This is a genomic window from Algibacter sp. L4_22 (assembly GCF_023473045.1).
Classification (GTDB): Bacteria; Bacteroidota; Bacteroidia; order Flavobacteriales; family Flavobacteriaceae; genus Algibacter.
Genome location: NZ_JAMCOK010000002.1, coordinates 514,539 through 537,274, shown reverse-complemented (window position 1 = coordinate 537,274; position 22,736 = coordinate 514,539). Strand labels below are relative to the sequence as shown.

Below are 22,736 nucleotides of genomic sequence, written 5' to 3'. Positions count from 1 at the left end.
TTAAGCATAAAACAATGTTGATTTATGCTTAAAAAAGTTTTTGCTAGTGCCGTTTTCGGTGTGGAAGCTTCGACAATTACAGTCGAGGTAAACGTAGATAAGGGAGTCGGTTATCATTTAGTAGGTTTACCAGATAATGCTATTAAGGAGAGTAATTTTAGAATTGCCGCCGCACTTCAGAATAACGGATATAAAATTCCTGGTAAAAAAATTATCATTAATATGTCGCCAGCAGATTTGCGAAAAGAAGGATCTGCTTACGATTTAACTTTAGCTATCGGCATATTAGCTTCAACAGACCAAATTAAAGCTGACGATTTAGATAAATATCTCATTATGGGAGAATTATCTCTCGATGGGAATTTACAGCCTATAAAAGGCGCTTTACCCATTGCTGTAAAAGCAAGAGAAGAAGGATTTAAAGGTTTTATTTTGCCAGTCCAGAATGCGAAAGAAGCCGCTATTGTAGATAATTTGGAAGTTTTTGGTGTAGAAAATATTAAACAAGTGATTGACTTTTTTGATAAAGGCATCGCTCTAGAGCAAACCATAATTAATACACGAGAAGAGTTTGAGAAAAGTTTAGATTTTCCTGAATTCGATTTCTCGGATGTAAAAGGCCAAGAAGGCATTAAACGCTGTATGGAAATTGCTGCGGCTGGCGGACATAATATTATTTTAATTGGGCCACCAGGAGCAGGGAAAACTATGTTAGCAAAACGATTGCCTAGTATTTTACCACCAATGACGTTGCATGAAGCTTTGGAGACTACTAAAATTCATTCGGTGGTTGGTCGTGTAAAAGATACTGGGTTAATGTCGCAACGTCCGTTTAGAAGTCCGCATCATACAATATCAAACGTCGCTTTAGTCGGCGGAGGAAGTTACCCGCAACCTGGCGAAATTTCTATGTCGCATAACGGTGTTTTATTTTTAGATGAATTACCAGAGTTTAAGCGCGAAGTATTAGAAGTTATGCGCCAACCATTAGAGGATAGAGAAGTAACAATTTCAAGAGCAAAATTTACGGTTACCTATCCATCATCTTTTATGTTGGTGGCAAGTATGAATCCTAGTCCGAGTGGTTATTTTAACGATCCTAATGCGCCCGTAACATCAAGTCCTGCAGAAATGCAACGTTATTTAAGTAAAGTTTCTGGACCGCTTTTAGATCGTATTGATATCCATATAGAAGTAACACCTGTGCCTTTTGAAAAACTATCGGATGATAGAAAGGGAGAAACATCTGTTGATATTAGAAAACGTGTTACGGAAGCTAGAGAACGACAAACACAACGTTTTGCAGAGTCTGATACCGTACATTATAATGCGCAAATGAATACCAAACAAATTAGAAAACATTGTGTGTTAGATGAAGCTTCTAAGCAGTTATTAAAAACAGCTATGGAACGTTTGAATTTATCGGCTCGAGCTTATGATAGAATTTTGAAAGTTTCAAGAACTATCGCCGATTTAGAAGGTGTTGACAAAGTTGATGGTTCGCATATTGGTGAGGCAATTCAGTATAGAAGCTTAGATCGTGAAGGTTGGTTGGGATAGATTGCTTGTAGGTTTGTAATTTTTGTTCCAAATATTATATAAGGATTTTTTTAATAGTAAAGGAGCACTGTTTTATACCTTTTGAACTTTAGCTTATAGTGATTATTTTACTTTTATTGTAGTATTGATTAATCTTGCTAATGTTACAAGAGTAATGTTTTTAACATTGTATAAATAAATTGTAAATGTTAAAACAGTAGTTAAGTTTTTTTATGACTAAATTGATTTTAAATAAGCGTTGTATTCTATTTTTTATGATTCTCTTTTTTTTAATCGTAAAAGCGTATAGTTCTGTTTTTATATATAATACACCTTATAATTTCGATGGAGATGCTGTGGTATCTCAAGAGGGATCTTTTAACATGTTTTCTTTAGATGTTCTGCCACCCAGTTGTACAACCTTATCATCACCAATATCTGGAGATACAGGTGTTCCTGTAAACACAACGTTATCTTGGAACTCCGTATCCAATGTAACAGGTTATAAATTAACTATAGGAACCGTTTCTGGCGGAACGGATATTTTGAATGCGTTTGATGTTGGAAATGTTTTAATTTATAATCTACCTATAAGTTTACCAGAGAGCACAACTATATATGTTAGCATAATACCTTATAATTTAGATGGAGATGCTCTAGGATGCCAAGAGGATTTTTTTAACACATTCGCTCCAAATGTTCTGGCACCTATTTGTACAATATTAAGAACCCCATTGGCAGGAGATATTAGAGTACCTCTTGAAACCGATTTATCTTGGGAGTCTATCTCCAATGCTACAGGCTATAAGTTGACTATAGGAACAACTTCCGGAGGAACAGACATACTAAACGCTTTTGATGTTGGTAACGTATTAAGTTATAATTTGCCTTTGAATTTACCAGAGTTTACAGCTATTTATGTTAGCATAACACCATACAATATAGCTGGTGAAGCCTTTGCCTGTGATGAAGAATTTTTTACAACAAAATCTTTAGTTCCAGTGCCTAGTTGCACGAGTTTGTTAGTACCATTAGATAATGCTAAAAATGTACCTGTTGATACAAATATAGAATGGCCCTCTGTTCCTGGTGCAACTGGCTACATGTTAACTTTAGAAACACTTACAACAGGAATAGATGTTTTAAATATATTCGACCTTGGAGATGTTACCAGTTATACGCCTCCTACAAATTTGCCTAAAAACAGAACTATTGTAATTACAATAGTTCCTTATAATATAGGAGGAGAAGCTATAGGCTGTATTGAAGAATTTTTTCAAACAGGAGAAGTTATAGGAGCCGAAATACCTCCTAAGTTTTTTACACCAAACAACGACAACACTAACGATTATTGGATAGTTCCAAACCTATTAAACCAAGTCTCTAAAGTGTTAATTTATAATCGTTACGGAAAGCTGTTAAAGCAAATCAATGATTTATCCATAGGATGGGACGGCACACTTAATGGAAATCCTTTGCAGAAAGATGATTATTGGTATCAAATAATCTATAAAGATGGCAAGGTTTTAAAAGGTCATTTTAGTTTAGTTCGATAATGTTTAACATACGCAGTTAGATGGTAGTTTTATTGTCTCTTTTTAAATGATAAATAAAACTCTTTTCAAAAATTGAATTAGAAAAGTATTCGTATAATTTAAGCCAATTCTAAAGCGATTTTAATCATATCATTAAATGTAGTCTCACGTTCTTTACTTGTGGTACGCTCACCAGTTACTAAAGAATCAGAAATGGTAAGAATTGTTAATGCATTCACACCGTGTTTGGATGCAATTGTATAAAGTCCAGCCGTTTCCATTTCAACACAAAGAACTCCAAATTTGGACCATTTTTTATAAGATTCAAAATCGTCAGCATAAAATTCATCCGAAGTAAATACATTACCAGCTTTTATAGGTATGTTTTTTGTTTTTGCAGCATCTACAGCTTTTTGAAACAATTCAAAGTTTGCGGTAGGTGCGTAATCTGCTCCTCCAAAACGGAGTACGTTAACTCCAGAATTTGATGATGCGGCCATGGCTAAAACAATATCTCTAATTTTTATCTCCTTTTGATAAGAGCCAGCACTTCCAACGCGAACTAAATTTTTAACACCATATTCTGTAATGAGTTCGTTCGCATAAATTGAAATAGAAGGTACACCCATACCTGTGCCCATAACAGAAACTTGTTTTCCTTGATAGGTACCTGTAAAACCTAACATTCCTCTAACTTTGTTAAAGCAAACCGGATTTTCTAAAAATGTTTCAGCAATCCATTTTGCCCTTAAAGGATCTCCTGGTAATAGAATGGTTTCTGCAATTTCACCTTTTTTGGCTTCAATATGTACACTCATTATTAATAATTTGAATTTGATGATTTATCATTGGTAATTATTGCAATCCCAGAAGATGTTCCTAAACGTTCAGCACCAATATTTATGAATTCTAAAGCGGTTTTAGTGTCTTTAATACCTCCCGAAGCTTTTATTTTGGCTTCATTTTTTGCTACACTCTTCATAAGTTTTACATCTTCAATAGTAGCGCCACCAGTTCCAAAACCTGTTGAGGTTTTTATAAAATCGGCACCACTTTGTATGGCAAGTTCACTAGCTTTAATAATTTCTACTTCTTCAAGATAGCAGGTTTCTAAAATAACTTTTAGAATATTATTAGGCATAATTTCTTTAACAGCTTCGATATCTTTCCAAACGGCATCAAAATCTTTGCTTTTTAGTAAGCCAATATTGATAACCATATCAATCTCATCTGCACCATCATTTAATGCTGATTTTGCTTCTTCAACTTTGGCTTGGGTACTCATTGCTCCCAATGGAAAACCAATAACACTACACACGTTTACTTTACTGTTTTTTAATTCTGATTTGGCTAATGCCACATAACAACTATTAACACAAACTGAAAAAAACTGGTATTCTTTAGCTTCTTTACAGAGTTTAATGATCTCGTTTTTAGTGGCTGTCGGTTTTAGTAGAGTGTGGTCTATATATGTATTTAAAAGTTTCATAGTCATATTAAAAATAAGTATGTTTTTATAAATAAAACGGATTAATAACTAGTGATTTATAAAACCCTAAGATGCGCATAAAGAGTGTTTCCAAACTATGATTTAAGTCAGGTTTTTATTATTTGCTGAATAATAACATAATCTTAATTACTTGTTTTATGTTATTTGCAGTTAATGCACAAGATAATGAAATTAGTTCAACTGCAAATTATAGAAAATGGCAAGTAAGATTGCGTGCTTTAGTTTAAAAAGTAAAAAGATGGTTGTTTTATTTTAGATATAAGCGATTAATTTCAAAATAAGGAAGTCATTTGTAGCTTTTTATACTGAATTGGCACATGTTTAATTCGCTAAACTTTTGTTAAAGTATTCATAACCAATATATGTTACTTGCAAATTATTTATTGTTTAGCTATATTCGCACAAGTTTAAACAAAAAAAATAGTTATGGATATTTTAAAAGAAGCAACAATCTTTGAAAGCGCCAAGATGAGTCATATGTCTACAAGTGATAGAGTGGTGGCTTCAAGAGAAGCAAAGCGGCTTATTTTAGCAATCAACGAGATTTATAAGAAAACTAAAGATATTACGCTCATGGATGCCATGAAGAGGTTAACAGCTAAGAAAAAGAGAATTGATATTCGGTTAAAAGGAAGACCTGATTCAGGTATCTAATAATGCGTAAAAGCAGTGACTAAATATTTTTAGAACTCATTTAGAGGCGTGTTGCAATAATCTTGTGATAGTACATTTTAAGGATGAGTTTTGAGTTACTTTCTAATACACACACGCACACATTTTTTTTCTCTCTTATTTCAACTCAATAAATTTTTATAAAATTTCTAGAATTTACTTTTTTACTTCAATAGCTTACTTGAGTTTGTTTGTTTTAAAATTAGGTTTAAATATCTTTTGAAAAAGATTGAGATATTATATCTTTTAAAATATAGTTATGAAAACAATTGATAAAGCCAAATTAGCTTCGAATAAATCTACTGAAATAAAAAAGCATTCAATTTATGATATAGCTATTAATGCTATAGATGGTAAATCTATTTCTCTTTCAGAATTTAAAGGGAAGAAAATACTTTTTGTTAATGTTGCTTCAAAGTGCGGATTTACAAAACAATATAAGGATTTGCAAATGATGAATGATAAGTATAAAGAAGAGCTAGTAATTATTGGCTCACCATGTAATCAATTTGGACAACAAGAGAGAGGTGATGCTTCACAAATCCAAAAATTTTGTGAACTCAATTTTGGTGTTAAATTTTTACTTACAGAAAAGATTGATGTTAAAGGAGCCAAACAACATTCTTTATATAAGTGGTTGACAACTAAAGATCTTAACGGGAAAATGAGCTCAAGTGTAAAATGGAATTTTCAAAAATATTTAGTTGATGATAATGGCGGTCTTATAGATTACTATTATTCAATAACCAATCCAATGAGTTCAAAAATAACTAAGTATTTGTGATATTTTAAACTTTGGCTAATGTTAAGTAGAGCTAATATTTATTAGTTAAGAATAATTGATTTGTCAAGTTTTGGTTAACTAATAGAATACAAAATTAGAATATATAAAAAACCCCATAAACATAATGTTTACGGGGCTTTTTTTTGGAGAGTAGTGAGCTATCTATAATTATTACTTTACCAATGTTTAAAGTTTTTTTGAGAGCTAAAAAATGTAGTTTTCCGAATTGGCCACTTTTCAATATTTATTAAATATTAGACTATTTTACTGTTAATTCATTTTATAAGTCCGAAGGTGTTGTGTTTTTAAATCAAATTTTATCTTAGAATACCTTTCATTAATATTCGAACATATGTATCAGGAATAATAACATGCATTGCTTATTTTTTAAGTCATTTAAATAAAATATAGAAGAAATTTCATTATTAAAATTAAAGGTTTATCTTACATTTTATTATTCAGTATTATAGATTGTGCAATACTTTTTTTAGAGTGTTTTGTTTTATTTGAAAGTAATTTTAACATATCTCGACAAACCCATAACTAACACATTAACAATCAAATGAAATTAACTAAAACTTTAGGGTATCTAGGCCTTATTGCTTCTATTCTTGTAGGTTTGGGCGAATACTTTTTACACTATTCACCCTCAATTTTAGAACATTCCGAAAACTATCAATTTTTTAAATTTGTATCATTAAATAATCTTACCGCAGGTCATTTCTTGGCCGTTATTGGATTGCCTTTTTATTTTGCAGGATACATTCATATATACAGAATGTTAAAATCTGGAAACGAAACATTGGCTAGGCTGGTTTTAGCTATAGGGTTTATAGCTTTTGCTGTTGGCGGTGTATGGATTGGCTCACGCGCTTCTATTGGTAATATTGTGCATTTAAAAGAGAGTATGGATGCCTCAGTTTACCAAAACCTATTAGCGCATTACACCAACCACATGGAAGTATTAGTGCAAGCGCTACGTGTTATTATAGCAACATTATCTATTGTTTTTGCTGTCGCTATTTTAAAAGGAGGCACGTATTACAAAAAATGGATGGCAATTTTCAACCCTATTGTTATACTTATTTTATTAGTGGTTTTAGGAAAACTAATACCTGCTTTAGGAAAGCACATGCTGCCTATCTTAATGAACGTCACTCATTTTATTCTTTTCGGGTTATCATTATACCAATTTAACAAATACATTAAAAATCAAAAAAATGCTTAAAAAAATTCTAAAATTCACAGGAATAGTAATCCTTTTACTGGTTGTACTTATTCTTGGTTTTTTCTGGCGCGATTCAGTTTCAGATAAATATGACATCACAATAGAAGATAGTAAAATTCCTTTATTCGAGGACGTTGTAATCGATTTTAAACATCAATATAATGACGATAAATCGTTACCAATTGCACCTTCAGCTTTAATAGATATTGATAACGATAATATAGATGAAGTCTTTTTTGGAGGCGGTATGTTTCAAGAAGACGCCATTTTTGCTTATCGAGATAATAAGTTTGTCGATATTTCTTCCGAAGTTAATTTACAGAAAAAAGGAAACACTTTAACCACGGTTGGTGTCGTTTCTGCCGATTTTGATAACAACGGATTTACAGATATTATACTTGGTAGAGAAGATGGGTTAACAATCTATTATAATACCGATGGAAAATTTACCGCTAAAAAAATTGACACACCTATAAACGAAAAATCAACACCTGCGGGATTAACGGTTGGTGATATTGATAAAGATGGTGATTTAGATATTTTTATGGCAACCTACCTTAAAAAAGAGTTAATGGAAGGGCAAACCATTTTTGAAGATTATACTTATGGTTCTACAAGTGAATTACTTTTAAATACTGGAAACGAAAACTTTGTAAGTATTACTAAACAAGCTGGCTTAGACTATGTTCATAATACGTTTCAAGGTGTATTGGTCGATATTGATAACGATTCTTGGTTAGATTTAGTTGTGGTACATGATACCGGTGAAGCAAGAACGTATAGAAATAATGGAGACCTAACATACACTATGAAGCCAAACCCATTAACCAAAAAATTTGCCTACCCAATGGGATTAGCAGTTGGTGATTATAATAATGATGGTTTGGTAGATTTTATGTTTTCTAATACAGGAAGTACGTTACCAAGAGCTTTAGCTAAAGGTGATATAAAAGATGCATCTTTATTTAATGAAAAATGGATTCTGTTTAGAAATGATGGCGATTTTAAATTTACAGATACAGCCGAAGAAACTAAAATTGCAGATTATGAATTTTCTTGGGGATGTACTTTCGCAGATATGAATAACGACGGTTTACAAGATTTAATGGTAGCTGAAAATTATGTGGATTTTGCACCTAATAAACTATTTAAGTTACCTAGTAGATTTTTAGTTCAGAAGGAAGATGGCACGTTTGCACCAACCGAAGAAAAAAGTGGTGTTGTTAACCCATATTACGCTATAACATCATTAGTAAGTGATTTTAATCAAGATGGTTATTTAGACATGATTTGGGTAAATATCGATTCGCCATCTTTAGCCTACATCAATAAAGGCGGAACTAATAATTATCTACAAGTAGATTTGGGAGAATCTGTAAATGCACAAGGAGCAAAAGTAACAGTAACTACGCCAACAAAAACGTTAACCGATTGGTTGGTAAGTGGAGAAGGTTTAGCTAGTGATCAAACGGCATTACTTCAATTTGGATTAGGTAAAGAATCTACTGTTCTGAATGTAAAAGTCCTTTTGGCAGACAACAGGGAAATTAGTCTTGATAACCCAAAAATTAACTCGATTATAGATTTAAAATCGCAGGTTAAAGTTCAAGTTGCTCAAGAAATAGATGTAGATACAGAAACAATCGAAGAAAGTAAGTAAGAAATGAAGTTTATAAAACAATTATTAGGAAAAGGTAAACAGGAGACGATCAATGATTTATCTAAGGGCTATTGTCCTAATTGTTGGGGGCATCAAGAGTACGATAACCTCATAAGAGAAAAGTATGAAGATGCACAGATAAGTGTTAATAACCATAGTGCTAATTATGCATTTGTACAGAATTTCATGGTAACACATCTAAATGGCATAAAATTAAAGAGCACAGTTAAAGGTACAGAATGCCCTACATGTGTGGTTGTAAATAACAAATAATGCTAAAAAGAATTGCATATTATGCTATTCTTGGTATACTCATAATAGGCGTATATGGAGCTGGCGGATTAGTTGTGGAAGAATTTAAAACAGGTGAAGGCTGCCCAAAAATAATGGGCATCCCCATGTGTTTGGTTATTCTATTCTGTTTTCTTGTTCCGTTAATAGTACATCTTTTAAAAAAGAAGAATGTCTTGTACTTTTTATTTACAGGCTTAGCAGGTAGTATTGCTTTAATGGCTTCAGTCATGCAGTTTTTAGGTTATGCCGAATGCCCGAAAACAGCTTCAGGAACGCCAATGTGTTATTATTCTTTATTGCTTTTTAGTAGTTTAATAGTACTAAAAATTTACCATCAAAAACCAAACAAATTATGAGTATTTTAAAAAGTTTTAGAAAAAATATTTTATATTTTTTCCTACTGACGGTTTCCATTGTTTTGGGACAAAAAAACGATAAATCAATCTATCTAATAGCCAATACAGGTACAGCAAATGATACTAATGTATTGGATGAAATTATCAAGGATTCTAAAACATCCGAAAATTCTATATTATTATTGCTTGGGAATTCAGTAAGCGACAATGATAGTAGTAAAGATTTTGAACAAAATATTTTATCTCAATTAGATAAGCTGTCTTTGTTCAATGGGGAAGCTTATTTTATGCCTGGAAAAAACGAATGGGCAATTAATGGACACAAAGGTGTTCAATCTATTGAAAACCATATTCAAAAAAATAGTAATTCAAAATTTTATCCGGACGATGGTGAGGCTATAAAACATAAAGATATATCTGAAAATATAGTGCTTATTACCGTCGATACACAGTGGTTTCTGGAAGATTGGGATAAGCATAGTTATATAAATGATGATAGTGAAATTAAAAATAGAACATTATTTTTCTTAGAATTTGAGAATAGAATAAAGAAAGCCTATGGTAAAACAATTCTAGTTGCATTACATCATCCTATTGAAACAAATACAAAACAAGGGCTGTTAAGTAATGTAGGAGGAGTTAGGTCGCACGATTTTCAGAACAAGAAATACAGAAAACTTAGAAACAGATTAAAAACGATTGCTCAGGCTGCTGGTAATATCATTTTTATATCTGGGAAAGATAAAAATTTACAATATATAGATAAAGGCATACCTCAAATTATTAGTGGGGCGGTTGGAAAGACTAAAAATATTAGTAACGTTAGTGAAGGTGATTTTGGTCTTGCAGAAAACGGCTTCGCAAAGTTAGAAATAGGTGATAATGGTGCTGCACAGGTAAAGTTTTATACTGTAAAAAAGGGTGTGTCTACTGAAGTTTTTACATCTAAAATTTTAGAAGGAGATGAAGACGATAGTCAAATCAACCATTCTTTTGAAGAAACGTTTCCAAAAACGCAATCGGCTTCAATCTATACAGAGGAAGCTATTGATAAAAGTAGTTTTTACAAAACAGTTTGGGGAGAACACTATAGACCGTTTTACGGAACAAATGTAAATGTACCAGTAGTTTTATTAGATACATTAATGGGCGGACTTTCTCCTATAAAAAGAGGTGGAGGTCAACAATCGAAATCGCTTAGATTAGAAGATAAAAATGGAAAGCAGTTTGTTATGAGGGCCATAAAAAAGAGCACAGCTAAGTTTTTGCAAGCCAATGCTTTTCCTAATACTTTTATAGAAAATTCACTTGATGATACAACTATAGATAAGTTTTTATCAGATTTTTATACTACATCAAATCCTTACGCGGCATTTGCAATTGGTGGATTATCAAGTGCAGTAGGTGTTAATCATACAAATCCGATATTATATTACATTCCTAAGCAAAAAACATTAGGTACGTTTAATGAAGATTTTGGTGATGAGTTATACATGATAGAGGAACATGTTGGAAGTACGCAGGCAGGTTTAGAAAGTTTTGGAAATCCTAAACAAATATTGAGTACAGCTGATGTTTTACAGGAAATTCATAGATCTGGAAAATCTGTTGTTGATGAGCCATCATACATTAAAGCGAGACTTTTTGATATGCTTTTAGGAGATTGGGACAGACATGAAGATCAATGGCGTTGGGCTTATTATGATGATGAGGATGGAACATCACATTGTGAGCCTATTCCTAGAGATAGAGATCAGGCATTTTCAAAATATGATGGAGCTCTAATTTCTTTTCTAACCCGTTCCATTCCGGCGCTTCGTAAAATGCAATCTTATGATGAAGAAATTAGAAGTGTAAAATGGTTAGCATCTTCTCCTTATCATTTAGATTTAATGCTGGTTAATTCTTCTGGTTGGGATGAATGGGAAAAACAAGCACAACACATTCAAGAGCATCTTACAGATGAAGATGTAGAGAAAGCTTTTGAAGCTTTTCCATTAGAAGTAAGAGGTGAAGTTATTGATGATATAAAAGTAAAACTTAAAGGAAGACGGTCTAATTTGGTTAAAATAGCAAAAGCGTATTACGAGTATTTAAATAAATTTAAAGTTATTGTTGGAACTCAAAAAACAGATACATTTTCTATAACACGCCTTCCAAATGGAGATACTGCTATAAAAATAGATCGTAAAGACATGGGGCTTTTAAACAGAACTTTTTCTCATGATATTACCAAAGAAATATGGATTTATGGTCTAGACGGAAAAGATACTTTTGTTGTAGATGGAGAAGGAGATCATCTTATTAAAATTAGAATAGTTGGTGGAAAGAAAAACGATATATACGATTTTAAAAACACCAAAAAAGTAAAACTTTATGATTACAAGAGTAAAGAAAATACCATTGTAAACAAAAAATCTAAAAAGTGGCTCGTTGATGATTATGAATTAAATAATTACGACCATAAAAAAGTAAAACATAATTTTAGTCAAATACTACCTTTATTAGGTGTAAATCCAGATGATGGCGTTAAACTAGGGGTTCTAAATAACTTTTCATACTTCGGCTTACAACGCAACGAGTTCACTTATAAACATAGTATAAGTGCGGCATATTACACAGGGAACTCAGGGTATGATTTATCTTATAAAGGTGAATTTTCAAATATTTTTCATAAATGGAATTTTGGAGTAGAAGGTAAGTACACGAGTCCAAACTTTGCACAGAACTTCTTTGGTTTTGGTAATGAAACAAGCTATGATAAAGATGAGGTAGAACTCGATTTTAATAGAGTAAGTATAAAAGAATGGAATGCTGCAGTGTCATTAATATGGCATGGTGAAAATGGAGGCTCTTTTTATTTTAAACCTTTAATAGAATCTTTTGAAGTTGAAAATGTAGAAGATAGATTTGTTAATATTTTACCTGAAGAAGCAACCCTCTTTGAAAAACAAATTTATGTTGGTAGTGAAGTAAACTATACGTTTAAAAACAGAAATGATATTGCTTATCCTACAATGGGCTTAGATGCAGGAATTACAGTTGGTTATAAAACTGTAATTGATGGAGGAAATGATGATAGTTCTTTTGGTTATATTAAACCACATATCGCTGTTAATCACAAGTTAAATAAAAGTGGTAGCTTAGTATTTGCAACAAAATTAGGAGGAGAAGCTATTCTTGGAGATGATTTTGAATTGTATCATGCAGCACAATTAGGAGGTGGAGAAAACCTTCGTGGGTACAGAAAAGAACGTTTTATAGGTAATTATTCAGTGTTTCAAAGTACCGATTTAAGATTAGAAATAGGTGATTTTAACAGTGCTATTATTCCAACAAAATATGGTGTAACTGGTGGTTTTGATTATGGTCGAGTTTGGTTGAAAAATGACACATCAGATAAATGGCACAATAGTTTGGGAGGTTCTTTTTGGATTAGCGGCTTGGAAACATTTACACTAAATGCAGGATATTATTCAAGTGCCGATGGAGGAATAATCTCAGTTGTGCTTGGTTTCTCTTTTTAAATCTAACATAAAAACATAAATATAACCATGAAAAAACCAGTAGTAATTGCTCAAGTAAGTACTTTAGAAAATAAGCAACCGGAACACGCCCTAGTAAATGGGTTGGATTTAGTAATCGTAAAATTTGATGATGATATTTCTGTACTCTACGGAAGATGTTTACACAGAGGCGCACTAATGTCCGACGGTCACGTAGATGGAGAAAATTTAATTTGTGGTGTTCATGGATGGGATTATCGTGTAGATTCTGGAGTTTCAGAATATAATAATAAAGAAGTACTTCATAAATTTTCAACTAAAATTGAAGGTGATGATTTATTTGTAGATGCATTCGAAATTGAATCTTATTTAGTAAATAGTCCGCAACCCTTTAATCGTGATGCTTATTTAGGTGCTTATGCAGATACGCATCCGGAAGAAACAGAACCATACACTGGTTATATAAAGGAACTGGCTACAAATGGATTAAAAAATATTGGACATCATGGATTTTCTGCATCTATGGGAGTCGATAGAGATACGCTTCCTAAATGGAACGATATTCAGTTTTTACCAGCACAATTAGCATCAAGACCTTTATTAGATCATGAAGATGTTGCAACTAAAGTTGTTATTGGTCCAAACGCAAAAAAACCGCTAGAACTAGACATGCCACTTTTTGTAAGTGATATGAGTTTTGGAGCTTTATCTCGCGAAGCTAAAATAGCATTATCAAAAGGAGCGCAATTAGCAGGAACAGGAATTTGTTCTGGTGAAGGTGGTATGCTGCCAGAAGAACAAGCTAGCAATTCTAAATATTTTTACGAATTGGCTTCGGCACAGTTTGGGTTCTCTTGGGATAAATTAGATAACGTACAAGCCTTTCACTTTAAAGGTGGGCAAGGTGCAAAAACAGGAACAGGTGGACACTTACCAGGAAGTAAAGTAAGTAAAGAAATTGCAGAGGTTAGAGGTTTAAAAGAAGGAGAAACAGCTATTTCTCCTGCTGCTAATCCTAATTTTCATACCGTTGAAGATTTTAAAGTATTTGCAGATAAAGTAAGAGCACGTACAGGAGGAATTCCTATAGGGTTTAAAATTGCTGCAAGTCATATTGAAAAAGATATCCAATTTGCGTTAGATGTTGGTGTAGATTATATTATTCTCGATGGTCGTGGTGGCGGAACAGGTTCTGCTCCAACCATTTTAAGAGATCATATTAATGTGCCAACCATTCCAGCATTAGCAAGAGCAAGAGCGTATATGGATAAAGTAGGAGCAACAGGTGTCACTTTAGTAATTACTGGAGGTTTGCGTGTTGCTGAGGATTTTGCTAAAGCGATGATGCTTGGCGCAGATGCTATTGCGGTCTCTAATTCTGCATTACAAGCTATTGGCTGTTTAGGTATGCGCGCTTGCGGATCTAATAACTGTCCGGTTGGTATCGCAACTCAAAAAGAATCGTTACGTAGTCGAATAATTATAGACTCTTCTGCTAAACAATTACAAAATTACTTTGAAGCAACAAACGATTTAATAAGGGTTGTAGCACGTGCTTGTGGTTACGATGATGTTACTAAGTTTAATCCAGACGACCTTTCAACCTTTGATAGAGATATACATTATTTAACAGGAATTAACTACGCAGGTTTAAAATAATATATCATGGAAAAACAAATGCATTTAGTGGCACAATATTTAGCTGCTGCTGGAATTAGTTTTCTAGAAAAGGAGTCAGACGACAGTCATACAAACCTAGGTTTTAACATAGAAAATGGATGTCTTTCTACGCATACACTTTCCGAAAATGGAGATGTATTATGTTTAAATTACAAAAGTTTTACACTAGAGTGGAAATCGAATCAAGAAACAAAAACGTTTAGTTTAGATGGTGCAACGCATACTGAAGTTTTAAAATGGCTTACAGATACTTCTAAAGCATTCTTAAATAAAACATATCAATATAAATTTCATTACGATTTACCTTATGCAATAGACGATGCGTTTACATTCAAATTAGCAGATGTGTCTAAGTTGAAAGCGTTAATGCATTTGCGTGTTTTGGCACAATTGGTTCTTGAAAATATAGATAAACAATACAATCTTAATACTTCAATTAGAATCTGGCCACATCACTTCGATACAGGTATTTATAGCGCTCTACCAAATTCTGATATTACTATTGGATTAGGTTTAGCAATACCAGATAGTATTTGTAACAACCATTATTTATATATCTCTGGATACAAAAATGGAAATACCATGGACACTTCTAAATTATCGAAATTAGAATCTGGAGAGTGGAAATCTAATGGGTTTACTGGAGCTATTCTCGATACAAATACTATCGTAGAATCTAAAGGTGTCGCATTTTTTAAAGAAGCAATTAACCAACTAAAGAACAATTAATAATGAATACAATAGATTTATATGGCGCAGATTGGTGTCCAGACTGCCAAAGAGCAAAAGCCTATTTAAAAGAGAATAATGTTGATTTCAATTTTATTGATGTCGATTTAGATAAAGATGCAACAGCGAGAGTAGAGGGTATTAACAATGGTAAACGTATTATACCAACCATTCTTATTAACGAAAAACCATATACCAATCCAGATAATAGTGTTTTAGCAAACGTATTAGGGATTAATGAGCAAGGACGTGTTATTTTATATGGAGCAGATTGGTGTCCAGATTGTCAGAGAGCAAAAGGATATTTGCAGGACAATCATATTAATTTTCAATATATAGAAGTCGATAAATACGATTGGGCTGCCGAAAAAGTAGAAGAAATTAATAACGGAAAACGTATTATTCCTACCTTATTTATTGGTGATAAAAGCTATACCAATCCAGATAATTCAATTTTAAAAGACGTTTTAAACATTGGTAAAGAATCAGAAAAAAAGGTTTACGATAGTATTATTGTAGGTGCTGGTGCAGCAGGATTAACGGCTTCTATTTACATTCAACGCGATCGTTTTAGTTCTTTAATTCTTGAAAAAAAGAATATTGGAGGTAATGCCTTTTTAACACAAAAAATTGAAAACTATCCTGGTTTTACAGAGATTTCTGGCCCAAAATTAATGCAACGTATGGCAGAACAAGCCAAGGTATACGGAGCAAGCATTGAAACTGGTGTGGAGGTAAAAAGCATTTCTAAAAACGGTAACTTATTTGATATAGATTCTAATATGGGCGCATACCAAAGTAAATCTGTGGTACTAGCTTTAGGGTCTACATATCGCAAATTAGGTATTACAAATGAAGAAGATTTAGTAGGTGCAGGTATTCACTTTTGCGCTACTTGCGATGGTGCTTTTTATAGAGATAAAGAAGTGCTTGTAATTGGTGGAGGAAATAGTGCTTTGGAAGAAGGTATATTTTTAGCAGGTTTTTGTAAAAAAGTAACGATTGTAAATCGTGGTTCAGCATTTTCAGCTTCTGAAACTTATATTGAAAAATTACCATCCATAAAAAATATAGAAACACACCTTAATAAAGAATCCTTAGCATTTACCAAAGATGAGAAGGGCAACTTTAAAGGTTTGGAAATCAAAGATAAAACGACTGGAGAAACGGAAGAATTAACCGCAGATGGTGCTTTTATTTTTATCGGATTAATTCCAAACACAACGAGTGTAAAAGGCGTAATTGACTTAAATAAAAGCGGGTTTATTACCACAACGGCTTTAGGAGAAACCAATGTAGCTGGTGTTTTTGCTGCTGGTGATTGTCGCGAAGGTGCAATTGCACAAGTAGCAGCTGCTACAGGCGAAGGTGTATTGGCAAGTTATGGTGTTCGAAATCACTTAAAATAGAGATATGGAAAACTGGCATTTACCAATTACAATTGTTCCTGGCTTAGGTTTACTTATTCTTTCTACTTCAAATTTAATGGTAACATTGAGTAATGAAATAAGCGGAATGATCGAAAATTCTAATAAAAAATCAATTACTGCAAGAAAATTGAAACAACTAAGGTTGCTTAATATGGCTATGGTTTTTTTCTATGTGGCTGTAGCACTTTTATTAATTTCTGCCGTTATTAATGGTTTATATGAAGTAGGAAAAACGTCTTTATATACAAGCGTTTTGGCAATTGTTTTTGCGCTCATTGGTCTTATTTCTTTGATTGTTTATTCTTTTAGAGCGGTAACCATTCGTCAAAATCAATTTAAAAGCAAACTAGATTAAACCTGAAATATTATGAAAAAAACAACAAAATGGTACAGTGTTTTAAAAGATAAAACAACTTTACCAGAAGGACGTGTACAAACAGTAACTGCAGGTCATCAAGGTGTATGTTTAACACATTATGATGGTAAATTTTCTGCATTAGATAATAAATGTCCGCATCAAGGTGGACCATTAGGAGAAGGTTCTATTGAAAACGGTATGTTACGTTGCCCTTGGCATGGATGGGATTTCGATCCTTGTTCTGGTTTACCACCAGGAGGTTTTGATGATGGCGTTAAAACCTTTGAAGTAAAAGAAGAAGGTGACGAAATTTTTGTTGGTGTTTTGGAAGAAGAAGAACATCAAGATACCATTTCGGATGTGATGATGCAGACCATGGTAAATTGGGGAGTTGATACAGGTTTTGGCATGGTTGGCCATTCTAACTTAGCAGTTGCCGATGCTATGATGCGATTAGAACAACAAGATAAATTTCAGTTTTTTGGTATTCGTCATGAAGGTGCAGCAGCTTTTGCAGCTTCAGCTTATGGAAAATTAATGGGAAAACCGGCAGTTTGTTTTGGTATTGCAGGACCAGGTTCGACCAATATGTTTACTGGAATGTGGGATGCAAAAGTAGACCGATCACCAATGTTAGTATTGTCTGGTCAAGTAAATACACAAGTATTAGGCACAGGTGCCTTTCAAGAAGTAGATTTAGTTGGTGCGTTTCAAACCGTAGCCAATTTTAACCATAGCGTACAACAAAACTCAAAGCATAGCGAGTTAATGAGTTTAGCCATAAAAAGTGCTTTATTAAACAGAGATGTTTCCCATATAACATTTCCAGATGAAGTCGCATTTATGCCAAAACCAGAAGGAGAAGAAGCGCAAACACCAGAAGATAGAATAACACCTATGAATATTTCGCCGCCAAGGCAAATGGTTGCAAAAGCCGTAGGCATGTTAGAAAATGCTAAAATGCCAGCAATTATTGTTGGTCACGGTGCTCGTTTTCATATGGAAGCTATTACCGCTTTCGCGGAAAAGTTAAACTGCCCAGTAATTACGACATTTAAAGGAAAAGGATTAATAGCAGATAATCATTCATTAGGCTGTGGTGTACTAGGAAGAAGTGGTACACCAATAGCCTCTTGGTTTATGAACGAAAGTGATTTACTGCTAGTCTTTGGAGCTTCGTTCTCTAATCATACAGGTATTACACCTAAAAAACCAATTATTCAGGTGGATTACGATCCTGCAGCTCTAAGTAAATTTCATAAAGTAGATGCTGGGCTTTGGGGAGAGATTTCCGAAACTTTAGCATTAATTGAAGAACAAACGCAAGGTAAACTGAATACAATCGACAGACGACCAGAGATTGCTGAACGTTGGGCGATTTGGCAAGAAGAAAAAGCAAGTCGATTAAAAGACGAAAGTAAAGTTGGATTAAGTTCTATTGCTGTTTTCGAAGCAATGAATAAAGTCGTACCAGAGAATGCAGTAATTGCTGTAGATGTAGGGAATAATACGTATTCTTTTGGGCGCTATTTTGAGCCTAAGAATCAGTCGGTTTTAATGTCTGGTTATTTAGGATCTATAGGTTTTTCATTACCAGCAGCAATGGGAGCTTGGGCAGCACAAGGAAAAGAGAGACCCATTTGGTCGGTTTCTGGTGATGGTGGTTTCGGGCAGTATTTAGGAGAAATGATGACTTTGGTGAAGTACAATATGAACATCAAGCACGTATTGCTTAACAACTCAGAAATTGGAAAAATTTCAAAAGAACAGAAAGCAGCAGAATTAGACGTTTGGAAAACATCTTTACACAATGCAAACTTTGCTAAATATGCAGAAAATTGTGGCGCATTAGGCATAAGAGTCACCAAAAAAGAAGAACTATTACCAGCTTTAGAAAAGCTAAGAGATCATAATGGTCCTGCATTATTAGAAATAATTACTGATGCAACTTTAATATAAATAAAAACAAATAAAATGAAACAAAATTTAAAAGACGGAACAGCAGCACAAGGATATGATGTGGTATCATTCTTTAACGGAAGCCCTAAAAAAGGAAACGCAGCTTATACTTCAACTTATAACAATGCAAAGTACCTATTTGCGTCATTAGAGGATAAAGAAAAATTTGAAAAAGCACCAGAATCGTATACACCAGAATACGGTGGGTTTTGTGCGATTGCAATGTCTGAAGATAAACAGTTAGATCCTAATCCTAAAAGTTGGGAAGTTAGAGATGGAAAGTTATATTTTTTCACTAGAATGTTTTTCGGAATTATAGATGCAAAAAGACAATGGGTTAAAAAGCCAGAAGAATTAAGAGATTTAGCAGATACTGCTTGGGCTAAAATGAATGCTTAAAAAGGCAGCACGATTCTAATAAAGAATCGTAGTACTTTATATAAAAAAATACAAGGGAAAGATTGAAGTAAATACTACAGATAATCTTTCTCGAGTATATTCTCCTAGACTAACCGGCGCATTGTTTTGCTATAGTAGAGAATTAGAAACAAGCTTACACTAATTATTATGAATAAAATTAAAAGCATAGTTTATTTAGTTATACTAGTTATTACTACTAACCTAAATGCACAAGATCTATCTGCTTTATTCAAAGAACTCGATCCATCAGTGGTAACCATTGAGGTTATAGAATATAAGGTAAAAGATGACAAAATAACAAGTTCAGGAGGTTTAGGCTCTGGGGTTATTATTGATAAAGAAGGCTTTATTTTAACAGCAGCTCATGTTGTTGAATCGGCAAATAAAGTATCGGTTAAACTTCAAAATGGTGTTGAGTTTACGGCAGATGTGTTATCAAGTTCAACAGCTGCAGATGTAGCTCTTCTTAAAATAAGAACGGTACCTATAAATTTAAAACCAGTAAAAGTAGGAAGTTCTAATACTTCAGAAGTTGGAGAACAAATACTTGTAATTGGTGCACCTTTAGGTTTGGAGCACTCATTATCTGTTGGGCATATTAGCCGTAAGATGAAAAAAAATATTATTTCTAATGGTGAGATGGCCGGTTTTATACAAACAGATGCTTCTATAAATCATGGGAATTCTGGAGGGCCAATGTTTAATACCAAAGGAGAATTAATTGGTATTGTAAGCTTTATTTTGTCTAATAGTGGAGGGTTTGAAGGACTTGGTTTTGCTGTAGATATTGATACGGCGAAAAAAGTTTTGTTTGATGTTAATAGTTTTTGGACAGGGTTTGAAGGTGTTTTTTTAAGCGAAGGTCTTGCTGGTGTTTTTAATACACCACAAAAATCTGGAGTCTTAATTCAGCGTATAACGCCTAACTCTTTTGCAAATAAAATTGGATTAAAACCTGGTGTTATTCAAGCAGAAATATTAGGTCAGAAATTATGGCTAGGTGGTGATATTATTTTAAGTATTCAAGGCTTAAGCTGCAATGCACCTCACGATTTGGGGAATATTAAAAAGCAGATAGAAAGTCTAAAAGTTGGAGATAAAGTGTTAATTGAGGTTTTAAGAAAAGGAAAGGTATTAACGCTTGAGTCTAATTTTTAATATATAATGAAGCTACAATCAGTAATTAACTGGAAGAAAATTATAAAATATAAGTATTTGATTGCGCTTGTAGCGGCCTTCAATTTTTTATTGACCCCAGTACATGTAGCATTTAGCAGTTTTAGTGCAAGTTATGTAGTAGTTATAAATTATACATTGGTTATTTTGAGTAGCTCGTTACTTGCCACTAAAAAAATCGCGAAATTAACTACCTATATTATTGGTTTTCTGACCTTATTGGCTATTTGGTTAGAGTTTGCAAATGCTAATTCTGAGTCAATTTTAATTTGTAGGTTAATGTTTTCTTTTGTGCTATTTGCTTGTTTTAGTGTTATTCTTATAAGGCAACTACTAAAAATAAAGGAGATAAGCCTGCAGTTTATCCTTGGACCATTATTAGGGTTTCTTTACTTAGGTATTCTTGGAGGCATTCTTTTTGAAGCTATTAACTTCTTAAATCCAAATTCATTTCAACTCATTGAAGGGTTTTCAGGCTTTAGTTTTTACTATTTCAGTTTTATAAGTATTACCACTGTTGGTTATGGAGACATTACACCGCTTACGGCGCCAGCACAATCTCTTACGCTTGTTATGAATATCATCGGGCAATTTTATCTGGCTATTGTTATCGGTGTTTTTGTAGGTAAATACATTAATACAAAATCTAAATAAAATGTTCGAATCTTTCAGTATTGTATTTACAATTTCAGCACTTTTTAGCTACATTAATTATAAGTGGTTAAAATTACCAACAACTATTGGGTTAATGATTTTAAGTTTAATCTTAATCATCCCAATAACCCTAAGTAAAACTATTTTCCCTGAATTTTACAGGTTCTTTTGCGACATTATTGTTAATGCAGATTTTAAAACACTACTACTTAATGGTATTTTAAGTTTTTTACTGTTTGCTGGAGCTCTACATGTTAACCTTGCCGCACTTAAAAAAGAAAAAAAATCAATTTTTCTGTTTGCAACTTTAGGGGTTCTCATATCTACATTTTTAGTTGGTGGTTTAACCTTTTTTGGTGCGCAACTTATTGGTTTAGAATTACCTTTTTTACACGCACTTTTATTTGGTGCATTAATATCTCCAACCGATCCAATTGCTGTTATGGCTATTTTAAAAGAGGCTAATATTGCGGAAAGTTTAGGAATTAAAATAGAAGGAGAATCGTTGTTTAATGATGGTATTGGTGTTGTTGTTTTTTCAGGAGTATTATTAATAGCTGCTGCGACAGGAGAGCATAGTTCAACCGAAATAGGAACAGAAATAGGAACATTATTTTTAGAAGAAGTAGTAGGAGGAGTATTCTATGGACTAGTAATTGGTTTTCTAGGATTAAAATGTATTCAATCTTTAAAAGAAAATCCTCAATTAGCGGTAATGATTACACTTGCTGTAGTTATGGGTGGAACAGCAGGTGCCTTTTTATTGCATATTTCAGCACCATTAGGGATGGTTGTTGCAGGATTATTTATAGGAAACAAAATACATCTTAATGAAGATAAAAACCCTGTGCAAAAAGCAATTAGTTCTTTTTGGGAGATTTTAGACGATGTATTTAATGGTATTTTATTTGTACTTATTGGGCTTGCCATTCATTTATTAAATTTTAATACAGGTTATATTGTATTAGGTATTCTTGCTATTCTAATTGTGCTTCTAGCTCGGTTTATTTCTGTGCTTTTACCATATTCATTATTAAAACATGAAGAAGAAAAACCAATTAAAACAGTTGCTATTTTGACATGGGGCGGCTTACGAGGCGGTATTTCTATAGCATTAGCTTTAAGTTTAAGTAAAGAACTTTCAGGAGATTTAATACTTCATATAACTTATATTATTGTGTTGTTCTCAATTATTGTACAAGGATTAAGTATAGGTCGTTTTGTAAAGAAATTATATAAATAAACA

The 22,736-nt window shown here is 33.0% G+C and carries 19 protein-coding genes; 17 read left to right on the top strand and 2 right to left on the bottom strand.

Features of this window, described 5'->3' with window-relative positions; translation table 11 throughout:
• The first annotated feature begins 24 nt into the window (after nucleotides 1-24).
• Both M4I23_RS06995 and M4I23_RS06990 read left to right on the top strand, forming a co-directional pair.
• Nucleotides 25-1,560, top strand: coding sequence for a YifB family Mg chelatase-like AAA ATPase (locus M4I23_RS06995; RefSeq protein WP_249753917.1), 1,536 nt, complete (start codon nucleotides 25-27; stop codon nucleotides 1,558-1,560).
• Between the two features lie 254 nt (nucleotides 1,561-1,814).
• Nucleotides 1,815-3,095, top strand: coding sequence for a T9SS type B sorting domain-containing protein (locus M4I23_RS06990; RefSeq protein WP_249753916.1), 1,281 nt, complete (start codon nucleotides 1,815-1,817; stop codon nucleotides 3,093-3,095).
• A 98-nt stretch (nucleotides 3,096-3,193) separates the two neighbouring features.
• Here M4I23_RS06990 and deoD read toward each other — a convergent pair whose 3' ends face one another.
• Both deoD and deoC read right to left on the bottom strand, forming a co-directional pair.
• Nucleotides 3,194-3,892 (bottom strand): purine-nucleoside phosphorylase, encoded by a 699-nt coding sequence (gene deoD, locus M4I23_RS06985; protein ID WP_249753915.1) that lies wholly within the window; start codon nucleotides 3,890-3,892, stop codon nucleotides 3,194-3,196.
• 2 nt (nucleotides 3,893-3,894) lie between these two features.
• The gene (gene deoC / locus M4I23_RS06980; protein ID WP_249753914.1) at nucleotides 3,895-4,563 is read right to left on the bottom strand and encodes a deoxyribose-phosphate aldolase; all 669 of its coding nucleotides are present in this window, start codon (nucleotides 4,561-4,563) and stop codon (nucleotides 3,895-3,897) included.
• 447 nt (nucleotides 4,564-5,010) lie between these two features.
• On the opposite strand from deoC, the gene M4I23_RS06975 reads away from it, so the two are divergent.
• The 15 genes from M4I23_RS06975 to M4I23_RS06905 all read left to right on the top strand — a co-directional run bounded on the left by M4I23_RS06975 (nucleotide 5,011) and on the right by M4I23_RS06905 (nucleotide 22,733).
• A complete protein-coding gene (locus M4I23_RS06975) occupies nucleotides 5,011-5,238 on the top strand; it encodes a hypothetical protein (protein ID WP_158849398.1) in 228 nt (75 codons plus the stop codon).
• Nucleotides 5,239-5,515: 277 nt separating this feature from the next.
• On the top strand, nucleotides 5,516-6,040 hold the full coding sequence (locus M4I23_RS06970; protein ID WP_249753913.1) for a glutathione peroxidase: 525 nt from the start codon (nucleotides 5,516-5,518) through the stop codon (nucleotides 6,038-6,040).
• A gap of 562 nt (nucleotides 6,041-6,602) precedes the next feature.
• Entirely contained in the window at nucleotides 6,603-7,268 is a 666-nt protein-coding gene (locus tag M4I23_RS06965; RefSeq protein ID WP_158849402.1) for a DUF6796 family protein, read from the top strand.
• Nucleotides 7,261-8,928, top strand: a complete 1,668-nt coding sequence (locus M4I23_RS06960) for a CRTAC1 family protein (RefSeq protein ID WP_249753912.1) — start codon at nucleotides 7,261-7,263, stop codon at nucleotides 8,926-8,928. Before M4I23_RS06965 ends, M4I23_RS06960 begins: the two co-directional genes overlap by 8 nt.
• Before the next feature lie 272 nt (nucleotides 8,929-9,200).
• Entirely contained in the window at nucleotides 9,201-9,578 is a 378-nt protein-coding gene (locus M4I23_RS06955) for a hypothetical protein (protein ID WP_249753911.1), read from the top strand.
• Entirely contained in the window at nucleotides 9,575-13,105 is a 3,531-nt protein-coding gene (locus M4I23_RS06950; protein WP_249753910.1) for a metallophosphatase, read from the top strand. Before M4I23_RS06955 ends, M4I23_RS06950 begins: the two co-directional genes overlap by 4 nt.
• Nucleotides 13,106-13,132: 27 nt before the next feature.
• The gene (locus M4I23_RS06945; protein WP_249753909.1) at nucleotides 13,133-14,743 is read left to right on the top strand and encodes a glutamate synthase-related protein; all 1,611 of its coding nucleotides are present in this window, start codon (nucleotides 13,133-13,135) and stop codon (nucleotides 14,741-14,743) included.
• A 6-nt stretch (nucleotides 14,744-14,749) separates the two neighbouring features.
• On the top strand, nucleotides 14,750-15,493 hold the full coding sequence (locus M4I23_RS06940; protein ID WP_249753908.1) for a hypothetical protein: 744 nt from the start codon (nucleotides 14,750-14,752) through the stop codon (nucleotides 15,491-15,493).
• A gap of 2 nt (nucleotides 15,494-15,495) precedes the next feature.
• On the top strand, nucleotides 15,496-16,902 hold the full coding sequence (locus M4I23_RS06935; protein ID WP_249753907.1) for an FAD-dependent oxidoreductase: 1,407 nt from the start codon (nucleotides 15,496-15,498) through the stop codon (nucleotides 16,900-16,902).
• Between the two features lie 4 nt (nucleotides 16,903-16,906).
• Nucleotides 16,907-17,278 carry a hypothetical protein gene (locus M4I23_RS06930; protein WP_249753906.1) on the top strand — a complete coding sequence of 124 codons (372 nt, stop codon included), beginning with the start codon at nucleotides 16,907-16,909 and terminating at the stop codon, nucleotides 17,276-17,278.
• 12 nt (nucleotides 17,279-17,290) lie between these two features.
• Nucleotides 17,291-19,240: a thiamine pyrophosphate-dependent enzyme gene (locus tag M4I23_RS06925; protein WP_249753905.1), complete on the top strand. Its 1,950-nt coding sequence runs from the start codon at nucleotides 17,291-17,293 to the stop codon at nucleotides 19,238-19,240.
• Nucleotides 19,241-19,255: 15 nt separating this feature from the next.
• Nucleotides 19,256-19,639, top strand: coding sequence for a YHS domain-containing (seleno)protein (locus M4I23_RS06920; protein WP_249753904.1), 384 nt, complete (start codon nucleotides 19,256-19,258; stop codon nucleotides 19,637-19,639).
• Nucleotides 19,640-19,807: 168 nt separating this feature from the next.
• Nucleotides 19,808-20,818, top strand: coding sequence for a S1C family serine protease (locus M4I23_RS06915; RefSeq protein WP_249753903.1), 1,011 nt, complete (start codon nucleotides 19,808-19,810; stop codon nucleotides 20,816-20,818).
• A gap of 6 nt (nucleotides 20,819-20,824) precedes the next feature.
• Complete coding sequence (locus tag M4I23_RS06910) at nucleotides 20,825-21,490, top strand: potassium channel family protein (protein ID WP_249753902.1); 666 nt, start codon at nucleotides 20,825-20,827, stop codon at nucleotides 21,488-21,490.
• A gap of 1 nt (nucleotide 21,491) precedes the next feature.
• Nucleotides 21,492-22,733: a sodium:proton antiporter gene (locus tag M4I23_RS06905; protein WP_249753901.1), complete on the top strand. Its 1,242-nt coding sequence runs from the start codon at nucleotides 21,492-21,494 to the stop codon at nucleotides 22,731-22,733.
• The last annotated feature ends 3 nt before the right edge of the window (nucleotides 22,734-22,736 follow it).